Origin of the sequence: Aquibium oceanicum, from assembly GCF_001889605.1 — a bacterium.
GTDB lineage: Bacteria > Pseudomonadota > Alphaproteobacteria > Rhizobiales > Rhizobiaceae > Aquibium > Aquibium oceanicum.
The window spans coordinates 3,993,818-4,019,251 of the sequence record NZ_CP018171.1 but is presented as its reverse complement, the minus strand read 5'-3'; the positions used below and the strand labels follow the sequence as shown (position 1 = coordinate 4,019,251).

At 65.6% G+C, this 25,434-nt stretch carries 24 protein-coding genes; 13 read left to right on the top strand and 11 right to left on the bottom strand.

What is annotated here, in order from left to right; translation table 11 throughout:
• The first annotated feature begins 97 nt into the window (after positions 1 to 97).
• On the top strand, positions 98 to 1,024 hold the full coding sequence (locus BSQ44_RS19635; RefSeq protein ID WP_072606806.1) for a histone deacetylase family protein: 927 nt from the start codon (positions 98 to 100) through the stop codon (positions 1,022 to 1,024).
• Here the strand turns inward: BSQ44_RS19635 and BSQ44_RS19630 are convergent.
• The 3 genes from BSQ44_RS19630 to BSQ44_RS19620 form a co-directional block, all read right to left on the bottom strand.
• The gene (locus BSQ44_RS19630; RefSeq protein WP_072608171.1) at positions 1,014 to 1,280 is read right to left on the bottom strand and encodes a DUF6460 domain-containing protein; all 267 of its coding nucleotides are present in this window, start codon (positions 1,278 to 1,280) and stop codon (positions 1,014 to 1,016) included. The two genes, BSQ44_RS19635 and BSQ44_RS19630, sit on opposite strands and share 11 nt — an antisense overlap.
• Positions 1,281 to 1,344: 64 nt before the next feature.
• The gene (locus BSQ44_RS19625) at positions 1,345 to 2,439 is read right to left on the bottom strand and encodes an AbrB family transcriptional regulator (protein WP_072606805.1); all 1,095 of its coding nucleotides are present in this window, start codon (positions 2,437 to 2,439) and stop codon (positions 1,345 to 1,347) included.
• Between the two features lie 67 nt (positions 2,440 to 2,506).
• A complete protein-coding gene (locus tag BSQ44_RS19620; protein ID WP_072606804.1) occupies positions 2,507 to 3,508 on the bottom strand; it encodes an Ldh family oxidoreductase in 1,002 nt (333 codons plus the stop codon).
• Between the two features lie 136 nt (positions 3,509 to 3,644).
• On the opposite strand from BSQ44_RS19620, the gene BSQ44_RS19615 reads away from it, so the two are divergent.
• Both BSQ44_RS19615 and BSQ44_RS19610 read left to right on the top strand, forming a co-directional pair.
• Entirely contained in the window at positions 3,645 to 4,964 is a 1,320-nt protein-coding gene (locus tag BSQ44_RS19615) for an NAD(P)H-dependent oxidoreductase (RefSeq protein ID WP_072606803.1), read from the top strand.
• A gap of 4 nt (positions 4,965 to 4,968) precedes the next feature.
• The gene (locus BSQ44_RS19610; RefSeq protein ID WP_072608170.1) at positions 4,969 to 5,520 is read left to right on the top strand and encodes a chloramphenicol phosphotransferase CPT family protein; all 552 of its coding nucleotides are present in this window, start codon (positions 4,969 to 4,971) and stop codon (positions 5,518 to 5,520) included.
• 22 nt (positions 5,521 to 5,542) lie between these two features.
• Here BSQ44_RS19610 and proC read toward each other — a convergent pair whose 3' ends face one another.
• Genes proC through BSQ44_RS19595 form a run of 3 tightly spaced genes read right to left on the bottom strand, consistent with a single transcriptional unit; the run spans position 5,543 to position 8,697 of the window.
• Positions 5,543 to 6,358, bottom strand: a complete 816-nt coding sequence (gene proC / locus BSQ44_RS19605) for a pyrroline-5-carboxylate reductase (RefSeq protein WP_072606802.1) — start codon at positions 6,356 to 6,358, stop codon at positions 5,543 to 5,545.
• Between the two features lie 58 nt (positions 6,359 to 6,416).
• Positions 6,417 to 7,730 carry an O-antigen ligase family protein gene (locus BSQ44_RS19600; protein WP_072606801.1) on the bottom strand — a complete coding sequence of 438 codons (1,314 nt, stop codon included), beginning with the start codon at positions 7,728 to 7,730 and terminating at the stop codon, positions 6,417 to 6,419.
• The gene (locus tag BSQ44_RS19595; protein WP_072606800.1) at positions 7,699 to 8,697 is read right to left on the bottom strand and encodes a glycosyltransferase family 2 protein; all 999 of its coding nucleotides are present in this window, start codon (positions 8,695 to 8,697) and stop codon (positions 7,699 to 7,701) included. The genes BSQ44_RS19600 and BSQ44_RS19595 overlap by 32 nt, the downstream gene beginning before the upstream one ends.
• Before the next feature lie 176 nt (positions 8,698 to 8,873).
• On the opposite strand from BSQ44_RS19595, the gene BSQ44_RS19590 reads away from it, so the two are divergent.
• The 3 genes from BSQ44_RS19590 to BSQ44_RS19580 are packed head-to-tail and all read left to right on the top strand — an operon-like array spanning position 8,874 to position 11,753.
• Complete coding sequence (locus BSQ44_RS19590; RefSeq protein WP_072606799.1) at positions 8,874 to 10,046, top strand: glycosyltransferase; 1,173 nt, start codon at positions 8,874 to 8,876, stop codon at positions 10,044 to 10,046.
• Positions 10,043 to 10,825, top strand: a complete 783-nt coding sequence (locus BSQ44_RS19585) for a WecB/TagA/CpsF family glycosyltransferase (RefSeq protein WP_072606798.1) — start codon at positions 10,043 to 10,045, stop codon at positions 10,823 to 10,825. Before BSQ44_RS19590 ends, BSQ44_RS19585 begins: the two co-directional genes overlap by 4 nt.
• Before the next feature lie 13 nt (positions 10,826 to 10,838).
• Positions 10,839 to 11,753 carry a DUF6492 family protein gene (locus BSQ44_RS19580; protein ID WP_072606797.1) on the top strand — a complete coding sequence of 305 codons (915 nt, stop codon included), beginning with the start codon at positions 10,839 to 10,841 and terminating at the stop codon, positions 11,751 to 11,753.
• An 84-nt stretch (positions 11,754 to 11,837) separates the two neighbouring features.
• Here BSQ44_RS19580 and BSQ44_RS19575 read toward each other — a convergent pair whose 3' ends face one another.
• A complete protein-coding gene (locus BSQ44_RS19575) occupies positions 11,838 to 13,133 on the bottom strand; it encodes a lipopolysaccharide biosynthesis protein (protein WP_072606796.1) in 1,296 nt (431 codons plus the stop codon).
• Positions 13,134 to 13,331: 198 nt separating this feature from the next.
• Between BSQ44_RS19575 and BSQ44_RS19570 the strand changes: the two genes are divergently transcribed.
• From BSQ44_RS19570 to BSQ44_RS19560, 3 genes are all read left to right on the top strand, one after another.
• Positions 13,332 to 16,070, top strand: coding sequence for a GumC family protein (locus BSQ44_RS19570; RefSeq protein WP_072608169.1), 2,739 nt, complete (start codon positions 13,332 to 13,334; stop codon positions 16,068 to 16,070).
• Positions 16,071 to 16,182: 112 nt separating this feature from the next.
• On the top strand, positions 16,183 to 17,082 hold the full coding sequence (gene folD / locus BSQ44_RS19565) for a bifunctional methylenetetrahydrofolate dehydrogenase/methenyltetrahydrofolate cyclohydrolase FolD (RefSeq protein ID WP_072606795.1): 900 nt from the start codon (positions 16,183 to 16,185) through the stop codon (positions 17,080 to 17,082).
• A gap of 61 nt (positions 17,083 to 17,143) precedes the next feature.
• Positions 17,144 to 18,106 carry a GlxA family transcriptional regulator gene (locus tag BSQ44_RS19560; RefSeq protein WP_114580002.1) on the top strand — a complete coding sequence of 321 codons (963 nt, stop codon included), beginning with the start codon at positions 17,144 to 17,146 and terminating at the stop codon, positions 18,104 to 18,106.
• Positions 18,107 to 18,134: 28 nt separating this feature from the next.
• Here the strand turns inward: BSQ44_RS19560 and BSQ44_RS19555 are convergent, their stop codons facing one another.
• From BSQ44_RS19555 to zwf, 4 genes are read right to left on the bottom strand one after another with little or no spacing between them, the layout of a single operon-like run.
• Positions 18,135 to 18,377, bottom strand: a complete 243-nt coding sequence (locus tag BSQ44_RS19555) for a hypothetical protein (RefSeq protein WP_157894637.1) — start codon at positions 18,375 to 18,377, stop codon at positions 18,135 to 18,137.
• 26 nt (positions 18,378 to 18,403) lie between these two features.
• Complete coding sequence (gene edd / locus BSQ44_RS19550) at positions 18,404 to 20,230, bottom strand: phosphogluconate dehydratase (RefSeq protein ID WP_072606792.1); 1,827 nt, start codon at positions 20,228 to 20,230, stop codon at positions 18,404 to 18,406.
• Positions 20,231 to 20,236: 6 nt separating this feature from the next.
• On the bottom strand, positions 20,237 to 20,935 hold the full coding sequence (pgl, locus tag BSQ44_RS19545) for a 6-phosphogluconolactonase (protein ID WP_235633270.1): 699 nt from the start codon (positions 20,933 to 20,935) through the stop codon (positions 20,237 to 20,239).
• Positions 20,936 to 20,951: 16 nt separating this feature from the next.
• Positions 20,952 to 22,424 carry a glucose-6-phosphate dehydrogenase gene (gene zwf, locus BSQ44_RS19540; protein WP_072606790.1) on the bottom strand — a complete coding sequence of 491 codons (1,473 nt, stop codon included), beginning with the start codon at positions 22,422 to 22,424 and terminating at the stop codon, positions 20,952 to 20,954.
• 188 nt (positions 22,425 to 22,612) lie between these two features.
• On the opposite strand from zwf, the gene BSQ44_RS19535 reads away from it, so the two are divergent.
• From BSQ44_RS19535 to BSQ44_RS19520, 4 genes are all read left to right on the top strand, one after another.
• Positions 22,613 to 24,088, top strand: coding sequence for an aldehyde dehydrogenase family protein (locus BSQ44_RS19535; protein ID WP_072606789.1), 1,476 nt, complete (start codon positions 22,613 to 22,615; stop codon positions 24,086 to 24,088).
• 124 nt (positions 24,089 to 24,212) lie between these two features.
• Positions 24,213 to 24,416, top strand: coding sequence for a type II toxin-antitoxin system HicB family antitoxin (locus BSQ44_RS19530; protein WP_072606788.1), 204 nt, complete (start codon positions 24,213 to 24,215; stop codon positions 24,414 to 24,416).
• Positions 24,413 to 24,625 (top strand): type II toxin-antitoxin system HicA family toxin, encoded by a 213-nt coding sequence (locus BSQ44_RS27795; protein ID WP_072606787.1) that lies wholly within the window; start codon positions 24,413 to 24,415, stop codon positions 24,623 to 24,625. Before BSQ44_RS19530 ends, BSQ44_RS27795 begins: the two co-directional genes overlap by 4 nt.
• Before the next feature lie 55 nt (positions 24,626 to 24,680).
• Positions 24,681 to 25,427 carry an SDR family oxidoreductase gene (locus BSQ44_RS19520; protein ID WP_072606786.1) on the top strand — a complete coding sequence of 249 codons (747 nt, stop codon included), beginning with the start codon at positions 24,681 to 24,683 and terminating at the stop codon, positions 25,425 to 25,427.
• The last annotated feature ends 7 nt before the right edge of the window (positions 25,428 to 25,434 follow it).

Below are 25,434 nucleotides of genomic sequence, written 5' to 3'. Positions count from 1 at the left end.
TCCTTCGAGGCGGATGGGGACTTCTAGAATGCGTCGATGCGGCGCGATAGTATGTACGCTCTTTTCTTCCTTGCGTGCGAGACCTAGCTAAGGCTGGATGCCGCTCGATATCGTCCACCACCCAGACTACGATGCGAAGTTTCCTGCCCATCATCGGTTTCCGATGGGCAAGTACCGTTTTCTCATGGAATCGCTGGAGCGCCGGGGACTCACCGATGCGCTGCACGTTCCCGAACCCGTCGGCGCCGAGCTGCTGGCCCTGGCGCACGATCCCGTCTACGTCGAACAGGTGCTTTCCGTATCGGTGCCGGAGGCGATCGAGAAGGAGATCGGGTTCCCTGTCGACGAGCGGGTGGCCCGACGCGCGCATCTCGCGGTCTCGGGCACGCTCCTTGCCGCGAGGTTGGCGCTTGCCAAGGGCATCGCCTGCAACACTGCGGGCGGCAGCCACCATGCCAGACGCGCGCAGGGCGCGGGGTTCTGTACCTTCAACGACGTCGGCGTCGCGTCGAGCGCTCTGCTGGCGGAGAAGACGGTGCGGCGCGTCCTGGTCGTAGATCTCGACGTGCACCAGGGCGATGGTACCGCCGACATCTTCGCTGGCGAGCCCCGGGTGTTCACCTTCTCGATCCACGGCGAGCGCAACTATCCGACCCGCAAGATCCCCTCGGATCTCGACATCGCGATGCCGGACGGCACCGGTGACGAGGCCTATCTGCGCAAACTCGACGAGATCCTGCCGCTCCTGACCGACTACGCCCGGCCGGACCTGGTGTTCTACAACGCCGGCGTCGATGCGCACGAAACCGATCGGCTCGGCAAGCTGGCGCTCAGCGACGACGGGCTGCGCCGGCGGGACACGGCTGTGATCGGACATTTCCGCCGCGGCGGCGTGCCGATCTGCGGGGTCATCGGTGGCGGCTATTCTACCGACGTTCCGGCGCTCGCCGAGCGGCATGCCATCCTGTTCGAGGTGGCGGCCGAATTCGCCGATGCTGGCGCAGCGGAGCCGGTCAGCGCCTGAAGCTGAGCAGCCTCAGCACGATGAAAGCCGGAATGACGATCGCGGCGCCGAGCACGATGTAGCCGGCAAACCGGCCGAACGCCTCGAAGCCCAGATGCCAGACGTCCAGCACCGCCTCGCGCAGCGCGTACCACACGTCGAGCGGCGACCATCCGAACATGTTCATGACGAAGCCGACGATGAACGAAACCACGAGGAGCTTGAGAATCACCCGCAGGGGACTGTCGCCGAGAAAGCGTGAGACGGGTCCGGCCATGTTCTTCAGCATTCCCTGCGGTGCGATGCGTGTCGCCGCCAGATAGACACTGGCCTTGGCCGCATCAAGGCGGGCGGCGCATCATCCGCGAGGCGATCATCTTTGCGACCGGCGGGCCGAGCAGCAGCACGATCAGGAATCGCGTCATCTGCAGGGTCATTACGAAGGAGATGTCGACGTTGCGCGATGCGGCCGCGATGATCGCGACAGAGTCCATTCCGCCGGGGCTGGTGGCGAGGAAGGCGGTCAGCGGGTCGACATCGAGCAGGACAGACAGGGCCGCGCCGATGGCGGCGCAGAAGGCGATCAGCAGAAGAATGGCGGCCAGGATCTGCGGCAGCGTGCGCGCGGCGTGGGCGAGGATCGGACGCGTGAACTTCAGGCCGATCCACCATCCGACGAAGGCGTAGCTCACTGCGAGCAGCCATTCGGGGAGTTGCAGGTCGAGCCCCGCGCCGAGGTGCAGCGGTACGCCGATGACGAGCGGTCCCAGAAGCGTCCCGCCGGGGATACGCGACAACCTTCCCAGGAACGCGCCCGCGAGCGCCACGACGAGCGTGGTGGCAAGGTCCGGGAGGAGCAGGGGCGGGAACCACTCGATGGGTGGAGGCGCAACACCCGACGTGTCGACCCAGATGCGCGCGATGAGTGCGGCCGAAATCGACACGAAGATCACGCGGAGATACTGCATGAAGGCGACCAGCCGGGCATCGGCACCGAACGCGTCGGCCATGAGCACCATGGCGCTCGCCGCGCCCGGCGCGGAGCCCCATACGGCGGTCGTTCCGGGCAGCGATCCCCAGCGGCCCACCATGGCGCCGAGCAGGCTCGACGCGGCGAGTGTCGACATCACTGCTCCCAGGATGATCGGCCACTGGTCGAGCAGCGCGCCCGCCATTTCCGGCTGGATCGCCGCGACGATCATTGCGCCGATGATGCCTTGCGCGGCGATGTAACACGGTTCGGGCGGCCGGATCGTCGCGCCGTTGACGCCGAGGATTATTCCCGCCAGCATCGGGCCGACCAGCAGAGCGGCGGGCATCCGCACCCACTCGAGCGCTGCCGCTATCGCCACGGAGATCAAGAGCAGCACCACCCATTGCAGTGAGGCGGGCAAGCCGGCGAGGCGGGGCGGGTCGGTGCGGTGGGACAGGGTCATCGGCGGGGGCTGGGAATGCGGGCTTCCATATGACGGTTCGCGTCGCCGATGCCAATGCGCCGACCGTTCACGATCGTCCGTAAGCCTCGATTTTCTCGACGAGATGACGCGGGACGGACAAACCCTCCTGTCGGGCCTTCAGGCGGGCGGCGACCTTGGTCCGCCCCGGCACGTGCACGCCTTTGTTCGCGAGGCGTCCGGCATGCGTTTTCAGCCTTTCGGAGAACTCCGGACCGAAGGCGGACGGCTCGATCGCCATGACGAACAAGCCGGTTCCGGGCGAACGGTCTCCTTCGGAAATGGAGGGCGCGTCGAGCGACCAGTTCGCACCCGTCAGTCCGGCGGCGAGGATCTCCACCATCAGCGCGATGTTGGCGCCGCGCGCACCGCCGAAGGCGATGAGCGCGCCTTTCACGGCCTCCGCCGCGCTCGTTGTCGGGCTTCCTTCGGCGTCGACAGCCCACCCTTCGGGTATCTCCTCGCCCCTTCCTGCGGCGCGACGGACCTTGGCGTAGGCCGTCGGGCTGGAGGCTTGGTCGATCAGCACCATGTCGCCGCCCGGCAGCGGCGCCGCGAAGGCGAGCGGGTTGGTGCAATAGACCGCTTCCTTTGCGCCGGTCACCGTCATCAGCCGGGGACCGTTGGTGGCGGCCAGCGCGACCAAACCCTCGTCGGCGAGCCGCTGGGCGAAGTAGCCGAGCGATCCGCAGGTGAACGCGTTCTTCTGCGCGAACACGGCGATACCGAAGCTGCGCGCCGCTTCCACGAGCGTCGCAGAGGCGAGATCGAAGCCGAGATGCGCCGTGCCGGAGCGTGCGTCGACGTGGACGATGGCCGGCAGCGGCTGGCGGATCTCCGGAACGGCCTTGCCGTCGATGCGTCCCTCGCGCAATGCATCGAGATATAGCGACAGGTGCGCCACGCCGACGGCGGCGTTGCCCTCCGCGTCAGCTGCGACGCTCGCGCGGGCGAGCGCCCCGGCCGCTTCCTCGCTGGCGCCACAGCGCAGCGCCGCCCCGCGGCAGATAGCCTCGCACTCGTCGATCGAAAGATGGACTGTTTCCGACATGGCTAGGTCATAGCTGCAATTCCCGTCGGCGGGGAGAGGAAACAAGTTCCGTCGAACGCGTTCCCGTGTTCGTTTGACAATCGCAGCCGCAAATCTGCTAACTGCCCGCCATGACACTGCCTTACCCGGAATTCGCATGACCAATGTCGTTTTGACGGGCCTAGCCCGGGATCTCGCCCGCAGGGCCGAAGAGGGACGCCCGGTGCGCATCGGCGTCATCGGCTCCGGGGAGATGGGAACCGACCTGGTGACCCAGGGCATGCTGATGAAGGGCGTCGAGATCTGCGCCATCTCCACCCGTCGCCCGCACACCGCCCGCGACGCCATCCGCATCGCATATGGCGACGAGGCGATGGCGCGCGAGGCGGATACGCCTTCGAGCCTCACCGCGGCGATAGAAGCCGGACGGATCGGCATCACATCGAACGAACTGCTCGTGACGAACCCGCTGATCGACGTGGTGATCGACGCCACCGGCAAGCCCGGCGTGGCGGCCGATTTCGATCTGATGGCGATGGAAAACGGCAAGCACGTCGTGATGATGAACGTCGAGGCCGACGTCACCATCGGCCCTTACCTCAAGCACGAGGCGGACCGGCTGGGCGTGGTCTATTCGGTCGGCGCCGGAGACGAGCCTTCCTCGTGCATGGAACTGATCGAGTTCGCCTCCGCCCTCGGCTACACCATCGTGTCCGCCGGCAAGGGCAAGAACAATCCGCTCAACCACGACGCCGTGCCCGACGACTATGTCGAGGAGGCGACGCGGCGCAACATGAACCCGCGCATGCTGGTCGAGTTCGTGGACGGCTCCAAGACCATGGTCGAGATGTGCGCGATCGCCAACGCGACCGGCCTCGTGCCCGACGTGCCGGGCATGCACGGACCGAACGCCGGCCGGGACGAACTCGCAAAGGTACTGATCCCGCGCGCTGACGGCGGCGTGCTGTCGCGCAAGGGCGTGGTCGACTACACGATCGGAAAGGGCGTCGCGCCCGGCGTCTTCGTGGTGGTCGAGGCGACGCATCCGCGGATCATAGAGCGCATGGACGATCTGCATGTGGGCATAGGGCCGTACTACGCTTTCCACCGGCCCTACCATCTGACTTCGCTGGAAGTGCCGCTGACCGCCGCGCGCATCATGCTGACCGGCAAACCCGACATGGTGCCGCTGCCGCGGCCGGTCGCCGAAGTCTGCGCCGTCGCCAAGCGTGACCTGAAGCCGGGCGAGACCTTCGATGCGATCGGCGAGACCTGCTACCGCTCATGGACGATGCGCGCCGAGGAAGCGCGCGCCGCGCGCGCGGTGCCCGTCGGCCTGCTCGAAGCCGGCAAGGTGCTTAAAGCCGTGCGCAAGGGCGAACTCCTCACCGCCGACAACGCCGCGCCGGACCGTTCGACGCGTCTCTGGGCGCTGAGGCAGCGGCAGGACGAAATGCTGCACGGCAATGCAGGCTAACACCATGCCCGGGCGTGTCGTCCTTCTCAACGGGGTGGGCAGCGCCGGCAAGAGTTCGATCGCCAAGGCGCTGCAGGCAATTGCCGCGACACCCTTTCTACACGTGCAGATGGACTCCTTCCTGGACATGCTGCCGGAGGCGCTACAGGATCATCCCGAGACCTTTCGATACCGGACCGTGAGCGAGGACGGGCACAGCGCCGTCGCCATCGAAACGGGTCCAGTGGGCGGTCGCCTGCTGCAGGGAATGCGCGAGGCGGTCGCGGCGATGGCACGCGCAGGCAACGATCTCATCGTCGACGACGTGCTGATCGGAGAGAGCGACGACGCCTATCGCCAACTCCTCGTGGGAGTGACATTTCATGCCGTCGGGGTCTTTGCTCCGCTCGAGGTGCTGGAAGCACGCGAAAGCGTACGCGGCGACCGGCTCCCCGGGCTTGCCCGCTGGCAGTTCGGCCGAGTTCACCGGGACATGCAGTACGATCTCGAGGTGGATACCTCGACCGCCTCTGCCATGGAGTGCGCCTTGACCATCAAGCAAAGCCTCGGGCTTTAGCCCCGCCATGGGCCCCAGTGCGTCAGCTCTTGCCCAACTCTTCCCCGCGCGCACGCGCGGCTTCCACCGCGTCCGCCACCAGCGACTTCAGCCGGTCCTCGCCCATCAGCACGCCGAGAGCCGCCGCCGTCGTGCCGTTGGGGCTGGTCACCTGCTCGCGAAGCCGTCCCGGTTCCTCGCCGCTTTCTCGGGCGAGGCTCGCGGCGCCGTAGACGGTCTGCATGGCGAGCAGCTTCGCCACGTCCGCCGGGAGGCCGACCTTTTCGCCGGCCGCGGCAAGGCATTCGATAAAGTGGAACACGTAGGCCGGGCCTGAGCCCGAAACCGCCGTCACCGCATCCATCAGCCGTTCGTCGTCGATCTCCGCCACCTCGCCGCTCGCCGACAGGAGTTCGGTGACGAACTCCCTCGTCTCGGGTGAAACATTTGGGTTGGCGTAGACGACCATCATTCCCTTGCCGATCGCTGCCGGCGTGTTCGGCATGCAGCGGATGATCGCGGCGTCGCTTCCAAGCAGGTCTTGCAGCGCCGCCACGCCGGTGCCGGCGGCGATGCTGACGAAGGCGGCCTTGTCCGCGAAGCGGCGATACGCCGGAACGGCCTCGCGCATCATCTGCGGCTTCACCGCGAAGATCACCACGGTCGGATCGGTGTCGGCCGGGATGTCGTCGGCGGACGCGGCAACGGGGACTCCGAGCCTCGCCGCGCGGTCGCGCAGCGCCTCGTTCGGTTCGATCGCGAAGACCTCGCCCGGGACGAGCTTGGCGGAACGCACCCATCCGTCCAGCATGGCGAAACCCATGTTGCCGCAGCCGACCAGAAGCAGTTTGACGCTCATGATTGCTTTCTCCGTTCGGTGGCGGGTTAGCACCCGAAGCGAAGCCAGCGCAACGGCGTCAGTCGGGAACCTTCGGCTGCACCGGGAACCGCGCCACGTAGCGGAGGCCGAACGTCGCCAGCACGAGGAACAGCCAGACGGGGTCTGCCCTCCGGAAGAAGAAACTCTCGAGGAACGCGTTCAGCGAGGTGAAGATCAGGATCATCATGAACAGGTCGGCGAGGAACACGTTCTCGCGGCGGTGGCTGACGCGCAGGAAATCCACCATCGGCACCACAAGGAACGTCATGACCGCGACGACGAGCGCAGGCAGGCCCATGAGAACGGCGATATCCAGATAGCCGTTGTGGCCGTGGACGATGTTGCGGATGTCCCAACTGCGGTCGAACGGCTGGTCCTGGTTGAGCAGGAACGGCGTTCCCCAGAAGCTCTCGTAGCCGTACCCGAACCATGGACGGTTCGCCAGCATGTCGAGCGAAAAGCTCCACAACGCGGTGCGGCCCGTGTAGGTCAGGCCCGGCGAGAGTTGCTGCGACAGGTCCCACAGCGGGCGCGAGATCACGATGCCGACGGTGGCCACGGCGGACAGGATCAACGCGATCGCGAAGATGACCGGGACGAGCTTGCGCATCCCGAAGAGGCTCGGACCCATCACCATGACGATTGCCAGAGGTACGATACCTGCCGTCGTCTTCGAGCCCGTATGCGTCAGGAAGAAAAGCGCGGTGGCAAACAGGATGGCACCGGCCCAGCGCCGCCCGCGGCGGAAGAGATACAAGCCGGCGAAGGAGAGGCCGGCCATCACCGGGCCGGCCACGTTCTTGTGCGAGAACAGGCCACGCCACAGCCCGGCATGCTGCGGTTCTGCGGATGCCGAGGTGTGGATGGCGATGCCCGGATAGAGGAAGAGGCCGACGTAGCAGAGCACTACGACCAGTATTCCCGCTACGCCCAGGACGGTCGAGAACGAGTCGGCATCTCGCGGGACCGTCAACACCGCGGCGACGGTGATGATGCCGATGAAGGTGAACATGGCGGTGCGGAAAGCCCCCATGGGATCCGTTGCGTTCAGCACCGATAGCATGAAGAAGGCCATCATCAGCAGCCACCAGGGGCTGACGAGGGATGTCAGTACGCGCCGGTCCACGAAGGCGAAGAGGCTGAAGACGGCCGCGCCGCCGAGCGCGCTGAAGCCGATCTGGTTGACGATGTCGCCACCCGCCGTTTCCGGACCTGCGGGATCGAACGGTCGGAAGGAGATCATGATGATCGAGAACAGGACGGTGGCGATCACCGTCTCCACGGTGCGCCGCGAAATCCGCGAGGCGATCGCCGCCGCGTCAGTTCTTTTCAGCGTGACGGTATTGTTCATTCGCATAGCCGAACTCGGCCAGTACCCTGCCGAGCGCCACGTGGACGGGATAGAGCGCCGCCGACATCGAACCGGTGCGTAAAAGGCTCGCGAAAGCCCGGAGCGGTGAGGCCGCCAGCAGGGCGAGGCTCTTCGCCGCCACACGCAGAGAGCCGAAGGGGCTGCCGGCGCGCTTTCTCTTTTCCACCAGTGTCGAGATCACGCCGTTGCGGAGCGAGCGCGAGCGGATCCAGTCGTTTTCGAGTCGCCTGGCGGGAATCGTTTCGACCACCGGCGCTTCCGCGCACCAGCCCAGGCGGAACCCCTTTGCGGCGGCGCGGCTCAGGAAGTCGGAATCGCCGCCGCCCATGAAATTGAACAGAGTATCGAGGAAGGGGCGCGGCATCGCGTCCAGCACCCGTTTCGAGACGAGGAGGTTCCCCGAGGAATAGAGGGCCTCGACTCGCCTCGTGTCGCGATAGGGTGGCGAGAAGACGGGATGGTCGCGCCAGTGGTCGCTGTCCGGGCGTGCGAATTCGGGAACCTGCGGCCCGCCGACGATGTCGGCGTCCAGGCTTTCGGCCGTCGCGCACATCCGCTCGAGCCAGTCCGGGCTGGCGATCTCGTCGTCGTCGATCACCTGCACGTAGCGGAGATTGGGAAATTCCGAAAGCGCAGTCGTCCAGCCGGCATTGTAGGCGCAGCAGTTGCCGCGCTCGTGGGCGATGATGAGGATGCCCCGCACTGTTCCGTTTTCGAACAGCGGGGCGACTGCATCGGCTCCGGCGTGCCGTTCTGCGTCATTTTCCATCACCACGAGCGCGAACTTCCGTGCCGTGGACTGTGCCATCACGGATTCGATCGTGGCGAGAAGCTGCTCCGGGCGCTTGTAGGTCGGCAGGGTGACCGCGATCTCGACGGATTCGTCCGAAAGCCCGGGGGAGCGGGCTACGACCGTTATGTTCTCGGAGCTTGGGATTGGCGGCATCGAGGCACCTGGCTGCGCTTGGCTCCATAAAGCGCATCCCCTGTTAAGACATGGTTAAGCAATGAACGAGGAAGCCGGTGGATAAGGCCCCAAATCCGGTTCCGGCGGCACGGCGATTGCGTGGCTTAAGCAAGATTTCACGGCGTAGCGCTATCGGAAGACATCAGGTAACCGACATGCATCTTATCTTCGTCACTTCGCTCGTCCCCGACGGGGAACCCGCGACCGGATACGAGATTGCCAGCGCGGCGATCATTGCGGCCCTGCGCCGTGCCGGCGCGCGCGTCACCATCCTCGGCTATTCCTGGCCCGGCAGGCCGCCGTCCGATCCCGAGAACACCGTCTCGCTCGGAGAGATCAACGTTCGCACGGAAGGTGCGCCGGCGCTGCAGAAGGCGAAATGGCTGGCGGAAGCGCTGATGTCCGGTGTGACCTTCGCCTCGGCCAAGCTGCGGGCGACGAACGAACGCGAGGTCCGGACCGCACTCGAGCGCATTGGACCGTTCGATGCATACGTCATCAATGGCGTGCAGCTGGTGGGCGCCTTCGAGACCATGTTTTCCGATAAGCCGTCGATCTTCGTCGCCCACAATGTCGAGCACCGCTCGGCCGCCGAGAATGCGGAAGCGGTGCAGGACATCGTGCAGCGCATCCTCTTCATGCGCGAGGCACGTCTGCTGAGGCAGATCGAGGCACGGCTCTGTCATCGCTCCTGCTTCACCTTCACGCTGGCTGAGGAAGACCGGGCGGCCCTCGGGGTTGCAAGAGACGACCAGTCGGCGGCGCTGCCGCTGGTGACCCGGCCGTTCGTGGAGGACATGCGGGAAAGCCGCGAGATAAGTTGTGATGCCGCCCTGATCGGGACATGGAGCTGGCAGCCGAACCGCATCGGGCTGGAGTGGTTCTTGCGCGAAGTGACTCCATGGCTTCCGAGAAACTTCCGGACCCAGGTGGCTGGACACATTCCGGCGGGACTGAAGGCCCCTCAGGGCGTCGAATTCGTCGGGCGGGTGGAGGACGCGAAGGCGTTCGTGCGTGGCGCCGCCGTGCTGCCGCTGATCGCACAGGCCGGCACTGGCGTCCAGCTGAAGACGATCGAGGCGTTCGAACTCGGCCTGCCCTGCGTTGCCACCTCGCGCTCGCTGCGCGGCATCAGCTATCTTCCCGCCAACTGCCGGGTCGTGGACGACCCATCCGACTTCGCGGCGGCGCTCGCGGAAGCCGCGTCGGAGCGCATACCCGACGTGGATGGGCGCCAGTTCCACGAAGCCCAGTTGAGGGCGCTGGACGAGAAAATCGCGATCGGGCTGTCAAAGCTCGGCTCTTCCCGCGGAAAGGCCGCGGCATGACAATCCAAAGTGTCCAGCGCCTCGGCTCCCCGATTGCTGAGCCGCAGCAGAAGCGCAACATCCTCGGTGTCGATGTCGCCCCCTTTTCCTGGGGCGAGGCGATCGACGTGCTGGAACGCCGCATCAGGGAGCGACGGTTCACCAAGATCGGGTTTCTCAATGCCCATGCCGCCAATTCAGCGTCCGCCGATCCGCACTACGCCGCGGCGATGCGGGATTTCATGGTGCTGCCGGATGGCGTCGGCGTCGACATGGCATCACGCATGCTCTACGGGGCCAACTTCCCCGCCAATCTCAACGGCACCGATTTCGTCCCGGCTTTCCTCAAGGCGCTGGCCACGCCGGCAAAGGTCGGTCTGCTTGGCGCTTCGCGCGGCAACGTCGAAGCCGCGGCTGAAAAGCTCCGGCAGATGTTGCCGCAACACGAGATCGTGGTCGTAAGCGACGGCTTCTTCTCCGACAGTGAAGAGAGCGGTATCCTCGAACGGTTGAGGCAACTGCGCCCCGACGTCCTGCTGGTCGCCATGGGCGTGCCCCGACAGGAATTGTGGATCGACCGTCACCTGACGGATCAGCACTGCACGCTGGCTTTCGCGGTCGGCGCCTTGCTGGATTTCATGAGTGGAGCGGTGCCGCGTGCGCCAGGCTGGATCAGGCGGTTCCGCCTCGAATGGCTCTTCCGGTTGATCCTCGAGCCGTCCCGCCTCTGGCGGCGCTACATGATCGGGAACCCAGTCTTCCTTGTCAGGATCGTGCGGCAAAGGCTGCTCGGGCGGTGAGGGGGCGGTGAACATGATCGTCCGCCCATCGGCTGCGACCGAGGACATCAAGTCCGTCGGGAGTTCCTCCATCGTGACGGCGAGTTATGCGCCGGACTTCGAACGCTGCAAGCTGCTCTGCGAATCCATCGACCGCCACGTCTCCGGCTTTTCCAGACACTACATCCTCGTGGAACATTCGGACGTGACGCTGTTCCGGCAGCTCGAATCGTCGAAGCGGACCGTGATCGACGAGCGGGATCTGCTGCCGCGCTGGCTGCGCTCGTTCAAGGACCCCACCAGTCTTTTCCGACGCCGGATCTGGCTCAGCACGCGCACCATGCCGCTCCGCGGCTGGCACGTGCAGCAGCTTCGGCGGATCGGAATAGCCATGCACGCGCAGGAGGACGGCCTCGTCTACTGCGATTCCGACGTCGTCATCCTCAAGGACTTCGACTGTTCGGTCTTCTGGCGCGACGGCGACCTGAGGCTGTTCCGCCGCGAAAACGCCGTCCCGGACGATCTGGACAGCGAGCAGAACCAATGGTCCCGTCATGCGGGCCAAATCCTCGGCATCGAGGCGCCCGCATTCTCCCCGCACGACTACATCGCGACCCTGATCGCCTGGCGCCGGGACGCCATCATCGGCATGTGCGAGAGGATCGAGCAGATGAGCGGCCGCCATTGGGTGGAAGCCATCGGCTCGGCCCGCAAATTCTCCGAATGCATGATCTACGGCCGTTACGCGGACGAAGTCCTGCAGGGTCGCGGCCATTTTACGACGCAGGACGAACTCTGCCGGATCTACTGGCGGGGGCCGGCGCTCTCCGACGAGAATTTTCGCGCCTTCGTCGACGGCATGTCGCCGCACCAGGTCGCGATCGGGCTCCAGTCCTTCATCGGGATGGACATCGGCCGCGTGAGGCGGCTGGTTGCCGAAGCTTACTGACGCTTCATTAGGTCTTCAGTTTCAGCCATAGTCACGAGAGGTACCGCCATCGCCTGACGGCGGTGGGCGCGGCTTCCAATGCCGTCAGAAGCGCTTTGCTGGCAGTCTCATCGCCGAGTACGTCAGCGCGGCGGAGGCGAGGTAAAGCGCGAGGAACGCCAGGTTCAGCATGACGAGCATCTGGCTCGTGTCGCGCGACCAGAAGAGCAGCGAAGCCAGAAACAGACCCTTCATTCCGGCCAGAAGGGTCAGATTGAGCGATCGCAAGAAGGTCTGGCCGCGCGCGAACAGGAGTTCGGCCTGGTATTCGACGAGATTGCGCAGGCCCGGAACGCAGAGCACCAGGATGAGCAACGGAGCGGCCTCCGCGACGTTGCGGCCGAGCAGGTTGGGGAAGAAGTAGAGAAGCCCCGCCAGTCCGAGAAGACCTAGTGTGGAAATCACGAACACGCCGGCCTCGATTCCCAGCCGTATCTTGAGGCTGCCGAGCATGTCGCGGGCGCGCATCATCTTCTGGATGAGCATCATCGTGAACGTGCGGATCGGGATTGCCGTCAGGTCCACCAGGCGCATGATGATGGCGTAGATGCCGGCCAGTTGCGGGCCGCCGATGGCCAGCACGAGGAGCTTGTCCAGCTCCATCTGGAGGTAGAACACCACATCAGCCGCCGCCACGTAGATCGCGTCGGGCAGCCTGCGGAAATAGAGGTTCATCCGGAACCGGATGCGGCGGCGGGGATAGAAGAAGATAGCGGCGACCAGCAGCGCCACAGCGTTGGCCCCGAGATAGAACAGCAGCCATTCGTTCAGCCCCGGTGCCGCCGAGAAAGAAAACACCACCGCGGCCACCGCTCGAAGGAACGTCGCCAGGATCGCCAGCGTGGCGGCTCGGCCAAACCGGTTCATGCCGTTGTTGACGATGAGCGTCACTTCGATCGGACGCCAGAAGAGCGTTTCGGCGACGATCACCAGCGCGAAAGATGTCAGGGCCATCTGGCCGGAGAAGAAGATGGCGTAGGTGATCCAGCTCGCCGCCGCCAGCACGGGCAGCGACAGCAGCGACATCAGAATGAAGCCGCCGGTGAAGACGCCGAGCAGCAAGGGCTTCACGGTCGCTATGCGGTAAAGAGGCGAAATGAAGCCGAATCCCAGGATGCGCGACAGCATCACGCCCGCCGCCGAGGCAGTGGCGAACAGGCCGAACTCGGCGATGGTAAGCGAATTGGCCAGCGCGACGAAATAAAACAGCGAGAAGACGAGACGGCCGGCTGTTCCCGTGATCGCGGCGGCATAGTCGCGCAGCACGGCCGACCTCGCGAGCGCGAAATCCACCATGCGGTTCATTCTGTTCGTGCGCGGAAGCCCGCCCACCCATGTCATCAGCGGGGTCCTAGCGATGATCGTTCGGTTGAAGGCAAGCTACCGGGGAAACATTAACGGCCCGTTCGGCGAGGCGGTCGAATTTCAACCGATCGCTAACGCTCATTAACCATTTGTTTTCCACGTCTCTTTAGCGTGGCTTAACGAATGGCGCCCAGACCCGGTCGTCGCGTCACAGCGTTGAAGAACCTGCGGAACATGTCGGAATCAGAAAGCCGCGACCTGCCAGCGAGAAAGGGCTCGCTCCTCAGTCTCGTGAGCGCACGCTCGGGGGAACGCGGGGATTCGGCTCGGCCGGAAAGCCGGGAAGCCGAACCGGTCGACTGGAAGAGCTATGCGGCGGAGCGACACCGTCTCGCCCGATCCCGCCGCGAGGCGGCCAGGAGCCCGCTCCTTGATGCCTTGTCGAAGGAGCCGGAGAGGACCGAACCGGACGACGAGCCATTCCGGGAGCAGGAACGGGAACTCCGCGACATCTTCGGCAATGACGAGCAGCGCGCCGATGAAGCGGAGAAGCCGCGGGGTCCGTCCCGCGCGGCTGCAAGCGCGGCTCCCCCCGTCTGGCACGGCCACCGGCAGGAAACCGGTTTCGAGGCGCAAGACCGCGAGCGCTACGAGCGTGCGCCGAACTCCGCGTCCGACGGCGATCGCGAATGGCGACCGCTGATCGATCCCGTCAAGGTCATGAATGGCGTGTGGAAGTCGCGCTACCTGATCGTGGGGGCGGCGATCGCAGGGGCGGTCCTTGCCGCCTTGCTGGCGATCTCCACACCGAAGAAGTACACCGCCGGCTCCGAGCTTCTTGTCGATCCGCGCGAGCTCCAGATCGTCGGCAACGAGGTCACCGGGGGCGGAGGTCTGTCGACCGAAGCCACGCTGGCGATCGTTGAGAACCAGGTGCGCGTGCTGACCTCCGGCTCCGTGCTGAGCACCGTCGTCGACCGGTTGGGACTGGCTAACGATCCGGAATTCAACGGGACCAAGGAGAGCACGATCGGGCGCTACATTCCCGACATCCGGAAAATCCTCTTCTCGGGCGGAGACACCACAGATCCTTCGATCCGCCGCAAGGCGCTGGCCGTCGAAACGCTCGCCAAGTCGATGGACGTGCAGCGCGGTGGCAGGACCTTTGTGGTCGAGATCTATGTGCAGACCGAATCGCCGGACAAATCCGCGCTGATCGCCAATACCCTGACGGAAGTGTTCCTTGACGAATACGGCGCGATCCAGTCCCGCACTGTCGGCCGCGCGTCCGACGAACTGACGCAGCGCCTCGCCGAACTGCGCCGGAGCGTCGAGGAGGCCGAACGGAAGGTCGAAGCGTTCAAGTCCGAGAACGACATCGTCGATGCCCAGGGCCGTCTCATCACCGACGACGAGATCGTCAAACTCAACGACCAGCTGGCTATCGCCCGGGCGAGGACGCTGGAGCTTCAGGCTCGTGCGGATTCCACGCGCGATCTGACGGTCGACGCCGTGCTTGCCGGCAATCTGCCGGAGCAGATGAGTTCGCCGGTGCTGACCGAGATGCGCACGCAGTATTCGCTGCTGCGCCAGGATGCCGATCGCATCTCCGCGCGGCTCGGGCCGCGGCATCCCGAGCGGGTCGCCATCGAGGAGCAGGTCGGGGCGGCGCGGCAGCGCATCGAGCAGGAGCTCCGGCTCGTCGCGTCCTCCATCCAGGTGGAGCTTCGCCGCGCGGTGCAGCTCGAACAGGAACTCGCCTCCCGGCTTGCCCAGCTGAAAGCACGGCAGGCCAATCTCAGCGGCGAACTGGTCACCTTGCGCGAGCTCGAACGCGAGGCCTCGGCCAAGCGCGCGGTATACGAGGCCTTTCTCCTGAGGGCACGCGAGACCGGCGAGCAGAAGGGCATGAATACCGCGAACATCAGCGTCATTTCGGCGGCGACGCCGCCGCTGCAGCCTTCGAGCATGTCGCGCGCCTCGATGACCATCTTCGGCGCATTCCTCGGGCTCGGGCTCGGTGTGCTGTTCGGCATCGGGCGCGGCACGTTCGAGAGCTTGCGGGACGACATGTATTCGCAGGGCCGTTCGCCGAGAGCGCGCGGGGGCGACGTGTCCACGCCCCAGCCGCTGCGGCGACAGGCCGCCACGGCGACGCCCGTGCCCGATCACGAAGAATGGTCGGGTTCAACCGCGCCGCAGCCGGACTCGCATAGGATTGGCGAAGCGAGCGTCGGCGCCTACCAGAGTACCGGAATGCCGAGTGAAGCGTACGAGGAAAACCAGGCCGGTGAATCGGCCAGCACCGCCGAGGAGGCAGACATGTACCACACGAAACCACAGAACCCCTGGGCCGCCCCCCAGCAGGCCGAGCATCCATCCGCGCAGAGCGGCTACGCGCCGGGCCATCAGCAGCCTGGACCCGCCTGGCACGACCAGCGTCAGTATGGCCCGGACGCTTTCGGGCATGGCGGAGAGCAGCCGGACCATCCCGGACGCCAGTACGCGCCCTATGGGGCGGCGCCGGCATACGGGCAGGCTCCGTTCCAGTCCTATCCGCAGCAGGGGCCTCAACACTCTCCCTATGCCGACAACAGGGGTCCGGGCGGTTATCCGGGTCAGGGCGCCTATCCGCCCATGCCTATGGGATACGGCCAGCAGCCGGTGGCGGGTCCGTACTGGCAGCCCGCCCCGCAGGGCGCTCCGGGCGGCTACGGATATCCCGGCGCCGATCCGCGGCAGGGGTTCGGCCCCGCTCCATACGCACAGGGCGGCTACAACCAGGCGCAGTATCCGCGTCCCTCGCTCGAGGAGGTACCGGCCCAGCGGGAAACGACCGCTCATCAGGCAGAAGGCAGGCAGGCGGCAAGCGCCGACAGCACCGCCATCAACGAGATACGCGAAAGCCTGCGCGAATTCCGCGAGGCGCTGCGCGAACTGGCCGAGAACAGGGGACGCCGGCGCTTCCTCTAAGTCCGAAAAGCCTTTCGGGTTTACGGCACCGGACGGCGCATTGTCGCGCTTATCGCGGGACGAAATGTCGGATAAGGCTCCCCGCATTCAAAGCGAGTACGGGGAGTTTCGCATGGCGGACGTGATCGACGGAAAGAAGGTCGCCGAAGAGGTCCTGGCTTCGGTCAAGGAGGAAGCGGACAAGCTCATCGCCGAAACCGGTGTCACGCCGGGAATTGCCGTCGTCATCGTCGGCGAGGATCCGGCGAGCCAGGTCTACGTCAATTCCAAGTCGCGCAAGGCCAAGGAGTGCGGCTTCCACTCCGTCAAGCACACCTTGGCGGAAGACACCTCCGAAACCGACCTGCTGGCGCTGATCGGCACGCTCAACGAGGACCCGGCGATACACGGCATCCTCGTGCAACTCCCGCTGCCCGGCCACATCGATTCGGGCCGCGTCATCCAGACGATCTCGCCCGACAAGGATGTCGACGGGTTCCACTTCATCAACGTCGGCAAGCTCGGCACCGGCGAAACGTCCACCGCCTTCGTACCTTGTACTCCGGCCGGCTCGATGCTGCTCGTGGAGCGGGTGCGGGGCCGCGACCTGTCGGGTTTGAGCGCCGTCGTTGTCGGACGGTCCAACATCGTCGGCAAGCCGATGGCCAACCTGCTGCTTGCCGCAAACTGTACCGTGACGATCGCGCACAGCCGCACCAAGGACCTGCCTGGGCTATGCCGGACAGCGGACATTCTCGTTGCCGCGGTCGGCCGGCCGGAGATGGTCAAGGGCGACTGGGTCAAGCCTGGCGCCACCGTCATCGACGTCGGGATCAATCGGATCGACGCGCCCGAGCGCGGAGAGGGCAAGTCGCGGCTCGTCGGCGACGTGGAATTCGCTGAGGCCGAGAAGGTCGCGGGTGCCATCACGCCGGTGCCGGGCGGTGTCGGTCCCATGACCATCGCCATGCTGATGGCGAACACGCTGGTATCGGCCTGCCGCAGGGCCGGCAAGGAGCCGCCGCGTTTCTGAACCCGAGGGCATCGCGCGGCATCCTTTGCCGTGCGCGCCACTTCCTGTAGAAACGACATCCATGTCCGATACCGTCCCGCCTGTCCGACAGTTCGCCTTCCTGCTGGTCGACAAGTTTTCGATGTTCTCCCTGTCGGCGGCGATCGACACGTTCCGGTCGGCCAACAGGCTGGTCGGCCGCGACTACTATGCCTGGAAGACGATCTCGGCAGACGGCGAGTCTGTCATGGCATCGAACGGATTGCCTCTGAAGGTCGACTACGCGGTCGCGGACATGCCTCCGGCCGATATCCTGTTCGTCTGCGTCGGCCTCGCGCTCGAATTCCCCGGCAAGAGCAAGGTCCTGGGTGCGTTGCGGTCGTGGGGCCGCCGCGGCGGGGCGCTGGGCGCGCTGTCGGTCGGCTCGCACCTGCTCGCCGAGGCGGGACAACTCGAAGGCTACCGCTGCACCATCCACTGGGAGAACCGCGCCGGGTTCCAGGAGCGGTTTCCAGATATCGAATGCACGGGCAACGTCTACGAGATCGACCGCAAGCGCTACACCTGCGCCGGCGGGACGACGTCGATCGACCTTATGCTGGAGATCGTGCGCGCCGATTTCGGCGCAAACGTCGCCAACGAGGTTGCCAACCAGTTCCACCACGAGCGCATTCGCGGCACCACCGACCGCCAGAGGGTCGGTCCCGAGCGCGATCTCACCGGCAAGTCCGAGAAACTGAAGAAGATTGTCGCGCTGATGGCCGACAGTCTCGACGAGCCGTTCTCGGCCGTGCAACTCGCCAAATCGGCCGGCCTGTCTGTGCGGCAGGTGGAGCGGCTGTTCCTGCGCCATCTCAACATGACGCCCGGACGCTACTACATGCGGCTCAGACTGGAGCGGGCCCGCGAACTGCTGCGGCAGACCAACATGCCGATCCTGGACGTGGCCATCGCGACGGGCTTCACGTCGCATTCCTATTTCGCGCAGAGTTACCGCATCCAGTTCGGCCGGCCGCCGAGCGAGGAACGCCGCACCACCTACTGAAATCTACCCTGCGTCCGGATCGGTCCGATTACATGCCGCTGCGGGTGTCGTTGACCTGGCGCTCGCGCTTGACCTGCCGCAACAGCGTGTTGATGTCCTGTTCCTGGCCGGCCGCACCCGGGTCGCGCGCTTCCACGCGATAGGGCGACCCGGCGGCGCATGCCGACAGGAGCAGGGCGGAGAACAGAAGCGGAAGCGCGATCTTTTCCATGGCGCGGGGTAGTAGGCCCGAAACCGCTATTCCGTCAACGAGGTTTCCGGGCCGCAGCATCGCCCAGGCGCCGAGCGGCCGATGGTTCAGGCCGCCTGGCCGAACGCGCCGGCACCCTGGTCGGCACGCGATGCGAGCGCGCGGAAGCCTGCGAAAAGTTCGCGTCCGAAGCCGTAGCCATTTGCCGTCAGATCGGGGAGGGGTGCGGGACGGGCGGAGATTTCCGCGTCATCGACCAGGACCTGTAGAGTGCCCGCTTCGCCATCGACGCGCACCACGTCGCCGTTCTGGATCTTCCCGATGACCCCGCCCTCGACCGCTTCCGGCGTAACGTGGATCGCCGCCGGCACTTTGCCGCTGGCGCCCGACATGCGGCCGTCGGTGACGAGCGCCACCTTGTAGCCCCTGTCCTGAAGCACGCCCAACACGGTCGTCAGCTGGTGCAGTTCCGGCATGCCGTTGGCCTTCGGCCCCTGAAACCGCACGATCGCGACGAAGTCCCGGTCGAGTTCCCCCGCCTTGAAGGCGGCGTTGAGGCCTTCCTGGCTGTCGAAAACGATGGCAGGCGCCTCGATGACGCGACGTTCGGGCTTCACGGCCGAGGTCTTGATGATGGCGTGGCCCATGTTGCCTTGCAGCACCTTCAGCCCGCCGGTTGGCTGGAACGCCTTCGGGAACGGCACCAGCACTTTCTCGTCCCCGCTCGTTTCCGGCGCGGGATCGCGGTGGACGCTGCCGTCCGGCGCGAGCTTCGCCTCGACGGCATAGGGCCGCAGGCCGTGGCCCCAGATAGTCTCGACGTCCTCGTGCAGGATGCCCGCATCGAGCAGTTCGCGGATCAGGAAACCGAGACCGCCGGCGGCATGGAAATGGTTCACGTCGGCAAGGCCGTTGGGATAGACGCGCGCCAGGAGCGGCACGTGGTCGGAGATGTCGGAGATGTCCTGCCAGGTCAGCGCGATGCCGGCGGCGGCGGCCATGGCGATCAGGTGGATCGTGTGGTTCGTCGATCCGCCGGTGGCGTGCAGCCCGACCACGCCGTTGACGAATGAACGCTCGTCGATCATGCGGCCGACTGGACGGTAGTCGTTGCCGAGGGCCGTGATCTCCAGCGCGCGCCTGGCCGCTTCCTTCGTCAGCGCGTCGCGGAGCGGCGTGCCGGGATTGACGAAGGAGGCGCCGGGCGTGTGAAGGCCCATGATCTCCATCAGCATCTGGTTGGAGTTCGCGGTGCCGTAGAAGGTGCAGGTACCGGGGCCGTGGTAAGACTTCGATTCCGCCTCGAGCAGCTCGGGGCGGCCGATCTTTCCTTCGGCGTAGAGCTGGCGCGTCTTCGCTTTTTCGTCGTTGGGCAAGCCGGACGTCATGGGGCCGGCCGGGATGAACACCGCTGGCAGGTGGCCGAAGGTCAGCGCGCCGATCATAAGTCCAGGCACGATCTTGTCGCAGACGCCGAGATAGACGGCGGCGTCGAACATGTTGTGTGTCAGCCCGACCGCCGTCGCCATTGCGATGACGTCGCGCGAGAACAGCGACAGTTCCATGCCCGGCTGGCCCTGCGTGACACCGTCGCACATGGCCGGCACGCCCCCGGCGACCTGCGCGACGCCGCCCGCCTCTTTGGCGGCCTGTTTGATCAGCGCTGGGAAGTTCTCGAACGGCTGATGTGCCGACAGCATGTCGTTGTAGGAGGTGATGATGCCGACATTGGCGATCCGGTCGCCCGATAGGGCGGCCTTGTCGCCCGCGCCGCACGCCGCGAAGCCGTGGGCGAGATTGCCGCAGGAGAGAACCGACCGGTTCACGCCCTGGCCGGCAGCCTCCTCGATACGGGCGAGATAGGTCTCCCGGTGCGGTTTCGAGCGTTCGCGGATACGCTCGGTGATGGCTTCGATCGCTCTGCTGGCGGTCATCGCTGGCTATCCTTTGTTCGGTGCCCAGTAGACGAACGGCTCGCTGTTGGCGGCATCCATGACGAAACGGATCGGAAGCTCGGGTGTGCCCGCTGCCATCGCCTGCTCGAAGACGTCCCGCTTGCCGTCGCCTTCGATGTGCAGCAGGAGGTGGCGCGCTTCGACGATGCGCGGCAGGGTCAGCGTGAGACGCGGTTCCTCGGCGCTCGCGGCATGGACGGCCATTATGGTCTGCGGCGATTTCGGATCCAGAAGGCCGGAAAGACTTTCGGCGTCAGGGAAGAAGGACGCGGTATGGCCATTGGTGCCCATTCCCAGGATCGCGACGTCCAGTGGAAAGGGTACTTCCACCAAGCGGTATTCCGCCTTTTCTGCCGCGGCTTCCGGCGTGTCCACCTCGGAATAGAGAGGGACGAAATGGGCGTTGGCTGCCTCATTGCGCAGCAGGTGTTCCCGCGTCAGCTTCTCGTTCGACCGGTCGGACGAAGGCGGCACGAAGCGTTCGTCGACCAGCGTGACGGTGACCTTCGACCAGTCGAGAAGGCGCGTCGAAAGGACCTCGAAGAACCGCGCAGGCGTCTTTCCGCCCGAAACGGCAAGCGATGCGACGTCCTTCTCGGCGATGGCCCCGGCCAGCCACTCGGCGACCTGATCGGCCTGCGCCTGCGCCAGTGCCTCGGGCGAATCGAATTCCTTCCAGTTCAACAAGAACGCTCCTATCCTATTGCGGATCGTGCCAGGTTCTCCCGTCCCTCTCGATCAGCGCGATCGATCCGGAAGGACCCCATGTGCCGGCGGTGTAGCCGTTCGGGCTCTGTCCGGAATCCTCCCACGCCTCGTGGATGGGATCGATCCACCGCCAGGCGGCCTCGACCTCGTCGCGGCGCATGAACAGCGTCTGGTTTCCGCGCACTACATCCATCACAAGCCGTTCATAGGCGTCGGGGTTCCGCACCGCGAAGGACTGGGCGAAGCTCATGTCCAGCGGAACGTGCCGCAGCCGCATGCCACCCGGCCCTGGATCCTTGATCATGATCCACTGCTTCACACCTTCGTCCGGCTGCAGCCGGATCACGAGCTGGTTCGCATAGACCATGCCCGCGTGATCGCCGAAGATCGAATGCGGGATCGGCTTGAACTCGATGACGATCTCGGAAGCCTTGGTTGCGAGGCGCTTCCCGGTGCGCAGGTAGAACGGTACGCCGGCCCAGCGCCAGTTGGCGATCTCGGCCTTGATCGCGACGAAGGTTTCCGTGGGACTGGCGCCGCTCTGCAGCTCTTCCGCGTAGCCTTTCACCGCGCCGCCGGCCGATGCGCCGGCCTTGTACTGGCCGCGCACGGTCAGCTTGCTGGCTTCGTTGCCGTTGATGCGGCTCAGCGAGCGCAGCACCTTCAGCTTCTCGTCGCGCACCGCGTCGGCATCCATGTTGGACGGTGCCTCCATGGCGACGAGACAGAGGAGCTGGAGGATATGGTTCTGCACCATGTCGCGCAGCGCGCCGGCCTTGTCGTAGTAACTGACCCGATCCTCGAGCCCGACGGTCTCGGCCACGGTGATCTGCACGTGGTCGATGTGGGCGGAGTTCCACAAAGGCTCGTAGAGGGCATTGGCGAAGCGCAGGGCCATCAGGTTCTGCACCGTCTCCTTGCCGAGATAGTGGTCGATGCGGAAGATCTGGTGCTCGGCGAAGACCTGGCCGATCTGGTCGTTCAGAGCCTGCGCGGAGGCTAGGTTCCGGCCGATCGGCTTTTCCACGACGACCCGCGCCTGTTCGGTGACGAGCCCGTGATCCTTCAGCTTCAGGCAGATGTCGCCGAATATCGCGGGCGCGACCGCGAGGTAATAGACGCGGATGCGCTCGCTCTCGCCAAGCGCCTTGCGCAGCGCATCGAAGCCGTTGCCGGAGAGAGCATCGACGGAGACGTAGGAAAGCCTCGCCAGGAACCGTTCGAGTTCGTCGGCGTGGATGTCCTTCTCCGGCACGTGCTCGGTGATCGCCTTTTTGGCGAACTCGCGGTACTCCTTGTTGCTCAGCCTGGAACGCGAGGCGCCGATGATGCGCGTCGGCTCCGTGAACTGCCCGGCGATCTGTCGCTGGTAGAGCGCAGGCAGCAGCTTGCGCTCGGCAAGGTCGCCGGTTCCGCCGAAGGCGATGAAGTCGAATGGCTCGACGGGGATGATCTGGCTCGTCATGGCTCCGCTTTCGGGAGGGGTTCGTCACGGCCGCTATAATCTAATCGATTTAGGAATGCCAGTCCGCCAGCGCCGCCGCGCCGGACTTGACAGGTGCGGACGGCGCGGGTTTCACCTTGCCGTGACGACACCCGCTGCTGCGGTGCAGCATAGAGCGGCGATCATGGAAAGCAATTGGAGTGGCTTCGATGGGCACGCATTTCTCGCGCACGGTGGCGGAGGGCCTGGCCTTCATGAACCTCATCGACGGCCGGCAGGTCGAAGCGGCATCCGGCAAGCGCATCGACGTGATGTCGCCCTCGGACGGCAAGGTGTTCGCCTCCATTCCCGCGAGCGGCGCGGAAGACGTCGACCGCGCGGTCCGTTCCGCGCGCAAGGCCTTCGACGACGGCGCCTGGAGCCGCACGCCCGCGGTCGAACGCGGCCGCTGCCTCACCCGGCTCTTTCATCTGGTGGAAAAGAACGGCGATGAACTGGCCGCGCTGGAATCGCGCGACACTGGCAAGCCGATCCGGCAGGGCAGGGCGGACGTGACCGCCACCATGCGCTACTACGAGTTCTACGGTGGAGCGGGCGACAAGATCCACGGCGACACGATCCCCTTCCTGGACGGCTACACCGCGCTGACGCTTCGCGAGCCGCACGGCGTGGTGGCGGGCATCATCCCCTGGAACTACCCGCTCCAGATCCTCGCGCGCGTCGCCGGCGCCGCACTCGCCATGGGCAACACGCTCGTGGTGAAGCCGGCGGAGGACGCTTCGCTCACCGCAATCCGCATCGCTGAACTGGCCCTGGAAGCCGGCATTCCGGAAGGCGTCTTCAACGTGATCACCGGCTACGGGCGCGACGCGGGCGCCGCGCTTTCCGCCCACCCGCTGGTCGACTACGTGACCTTCACCGGCTCGCCGATGACGGGAACCGCGATCCAGCAGGCGGCGGCGATCAACAACCGCGGCGTGACGATGGAACTGGGCGGAAAGTCGCCGCAGATCGTCTTCGCCGACGCCGATCTCGACGCCGCGATGCCGGTGCTCGTCAACGCGATCATCCAGAACGGCGGACAGACCTGCTCGGCCGGCAGCCGCGTGCTGGTCCAGCGGGAGATCTACGAGAAGGTCGCCACCGGCCTGGCCGAACGCTTCGCGAAGCTCGTCGCCGGACCGCACGATGCCGACCTCGATCTCGGCGCGCTGATCAATCCGAAGCAGAAGGAGCGGGTCACCGGCCTGGTCGCGGCGGCCGAGGAGGCCAGTGTCGAAGTGCTGGCGCGCGGCTCCGTCAGCGCCGACGCTCCCTCCGGAGGCTACTATTTCGCGCCCGCGCTTTTCGGCTCGGTCGACCCGGCAAAGGCGATCGCGCAGGAAGAGGTGTTCGGTCCGGTCCTGGCCGTCACCCCGTTCGAGGACGAGGTGGACGCGGTCCGGATCGCCAACGGCACGGAATTCGGGCTGGTCGCCGGCGTTTGGACGCGCGACGGCGCACGCCAGCACCGTGTCGCCAAGCGCGTGCGCGCTGGCCAAGTCTTCGTCAACGGCTACGGCGCCGGGGGCGGTATCGAACTGCCCTTCGGCGGATTCAAGAAGTCCGGCCATGGCCGCGAAAAGGGCTTCGAGGCACTCTACGACATGAGCGCGACCAAGACGATCGTGTTCAACCACGGGTGAGCCGCAGACGCATTGAACCTCGATCTGAGGGAAGGGCGTGGTGCCCCGATGCTGGTCAATCGCCGGTGCTTGCTGGTAGAGATAAGGCCGACATCGGCGCCGGCTGAGTGATTGGAACGACCGCATGCTGCGAATCGAGTTCGAACGGGAAGAAGATGGTCGCTGGATCGCCGAGATTGCGAGCCTGCCCGGCGTCATGGCTTACGGCTCGAGCCGGGAAGAGGCGCGCGGCAAAGTCGAGGTCCTCGCATTAAGGACGTTGGCCGACCGCATCGAACATGGCGAGACGGTGCCTGAGGTTGGAGAGCTTTTCGTCGTTGCGGCATGAGCCAGTGGCGATCAACCCGAGCCCGGCGCGTGCTGGCCTCTCTCGAGCGCATAGGATGGGCGGTCAAGCGCCAGGTTGGATCACATCGCGTACTCGCAAGGGATGGCTGGCCCAACTACGTCTTCGCATTCCACGATCGCGAGGAGATAGGTCCAAGGATGCTCGGGCGCATCGCTCGACACACGGGCTTGAAGCCTGAAGATCTCTAGAGATTCGGGCCGGTGGTCGACTAACGGAAGACATCGCAAGGGGAGGAATCGACAGGTGCGTCTGAAAGACAAGGTCGCCGTCATCACCGGCGGCGCGTCGGGTTTCGGCGAAGGCATGGCGAAGCGGTTTGCCGAGGAGGGTGCCAGGGTCGTCGTCGCCGACCTGAATTCCAAGGGCGCGGAGCGCGTCGCGGCGGAGATCGGCGAGGCGGCACTTCCCGTGACCGCCGACGTCTCCATCAAGGCCGACATCGACGCGATGGTCGCCGCCGCCATGGAGCGGTTCGGGCGCATCGACATCATGGTCAACAACGCCGGCTTCACCCACCGCAACCAGGACATGCTCACCGTCGACGAGCCGACCTTCGACCTGATCGGCTCCGTCAACATGAAGGCGATCTATCTGACCGCTCTGGCCGTCGTGCCGATCATGAAGGAGCAGGGCGGCGGGTCGATCATAACCACGGCCTCCACAGCGGGGTTGCGGCCGCGTCCCGGCCTCGTCTGGTACAACGCCTCCAAGGGCTGGGCGATCACCGCGACGAAGTCGATGGCGGTGGAACTCGCACCGCAGAAGATCCGTGTGAACTGCCTGTGCCCCGTCGCAGGAGAAACCGGAATGCTGGCGCAGTTCATGGGCGAGGACACGCCGGAGAAGCGCGCGCAGTTCCGGGCATCGATCCCGCTCGGCCGGCTCTCGACACCGCTCGACGTCGCCAACGCCGCGCTGTGGCTCGCCTCCGACGAGGCCGAATTCATCACCGGCATCGCGCTGGAGGTGGACGGCGGGCGCTGCATCTGATCAGTCT

Bases quoted from the DNA above. Each gene is read 5' to 3' on its own strand.
- BSQ44_RS19615 (WP_072606803.1), top strand. From the start codon at position 3,645: ATGACCAATGTCGTTTTGACGGGCCTAGCCCGGGATCTCGCCCGCAGG.
- BSQ44_RS19585 (WP_072606798.1), top strand. From the start codon at position 10,043: ATGACAATCCAAAGTGTCCAGCGCCTCGGCTCCCCGATTGCTGAGCCG.
- BSQ44_RS27795 (WP_072606787.1), top strand. From the start codon at position 24,413: ATGAGCCAGTGGCGATCAACCCGAGCCCGGCGCGTGCTGGCCTCTCTC.
- BSQ44_RS19595 (WP_072606800.1), bottom strand. From the start codon at position 8,697: ATGCCGCCAATCCCAAGCTCCGAGAACATAACGGTCGTAGCCCGCTCC.
- BSQ44_RS19575 (WP_072606796.1), bottom strand. From the start codon at position 13,133: ATGACATGGGTGGGCGGGCTTCCGCGCACGAACAGAATGAACCGCATG.
- BSQ44_RS19580 (WP_072606797.1), top strand. From the start codon at position 10,839: ATGATCGTCCGCCCATCGGCTGCGACCGAGGACATCAAGTCCGTCGGG.
- BSQ44_RS19600 (WP_072606801.1), bottom strand. From the start codon at position 7,730: ATGAACAATACCGTCACGCTGAAAAGAACTGACGCGGCGGCGATCGCC.
- BSQ44_RS19620 (WP_072606804.1), bottom strand. From the start codon at position 3,508: ATGTCGGAAACAGTCCATCTTTCGATCGACGAGTGCGAGGCTATCTGC.
- BSQ44_RS19630 (WP_072608171.1), bottom strand. From the start codon at position 1,280: ATGGCCGGACCCGTCTCACGCTTTCTCGGCGACAGTCCCCTGCGGGTG.
- BSQ44_RS19530 (WP_072606788.1), top strand. From the start codon at position 24,213: ATGCTGCGAATCGAGTTCGAACGGGAAGAAGATGGTCGCTGGATCGCC.
- BSQ44_RS19590 (WP_072606799.1), top strand. From the start codon at position 8,874: ATGCATCTTATCTTCGTCACTTCGCTCGTCCCCGACGGGGAACCCGCG.
- edd (WP_072606792.1), bottom strand. From the start codon at position 20,230: ATGACCGCCAGCAGAGCGATCGAAGCCATCACCGAGCGTATCCGCGAA.
- zwf (WP_072606790.1), bottom strand. From the start codon at position 22,424: ATGACGAGCCAGATCATCCCCGTCGAGCCATTCGACTTCATCGCCTTC.
- BSQ44_RS19535 (WP_072606789.1), top strand. From the start codon at position 22,613: ATGGGCACGCATTTCTCGCGCACGGTGGCGGAGGGCCTGGCCTTCATG.
- BSQ44_RS19560 (WP_114580002.1), top strand. From the start codon at position 17,144: ATGTCCGATACCGTCCCGCCTGTCCGACAGTTCGCCTTCCTGCTGGTC.
- BSQ44_RS19635 (WP_072606806.1), top strand. From the start codon at position 98: ATGCCGCTCGATATCGTCCACCACCCAGACTACGATGCGAAGTTTCCT.
- BSQ44_RS19555 (WP_157894637.1), bottom strand. From the start codon at position 18,377: ATGCTGCGGCCCGGAAACCTCGTTGACGGAATAGCGGTTTCGGGCCTA.
- BSQ44_RS19610 (WP_072608170.1), top strand. From the start codon at position 4,969: ATGCCCGGGCGTGTCGTCCTTCTCAACGGGGTGGGCAGCGCCGGCAAG.
- proC (WP_072606802.1), bottom strand. From the start codon at position 6,358: ATGAGCGTCAAACTGCTTCTGGTCGGCTGCGGCAACATGGGTTTCGCC.
- BSQ44_RS19570 (WP_072608169.1), top strand. From the start codon at position 13,332: ATGTCGGAATCAGAAAGCCGCGACCTGCCAGCGAGAAAGGGCTCGCTC.
- BSQ44_RS19625 (WP_072606805.1), bottom strand. From the start codon at position 2,439: ATGACCCTGTCCCACCGCACCGACCCGCCCCGCCTCGCCGGCTTGCCC.
- folD (WP_072606795.1), top strand. From the start codon at position 16,183: ATGGCGGACGTGATCGACGGAAAGAAGGTCGCCGAAGAGGTCCTGGCT.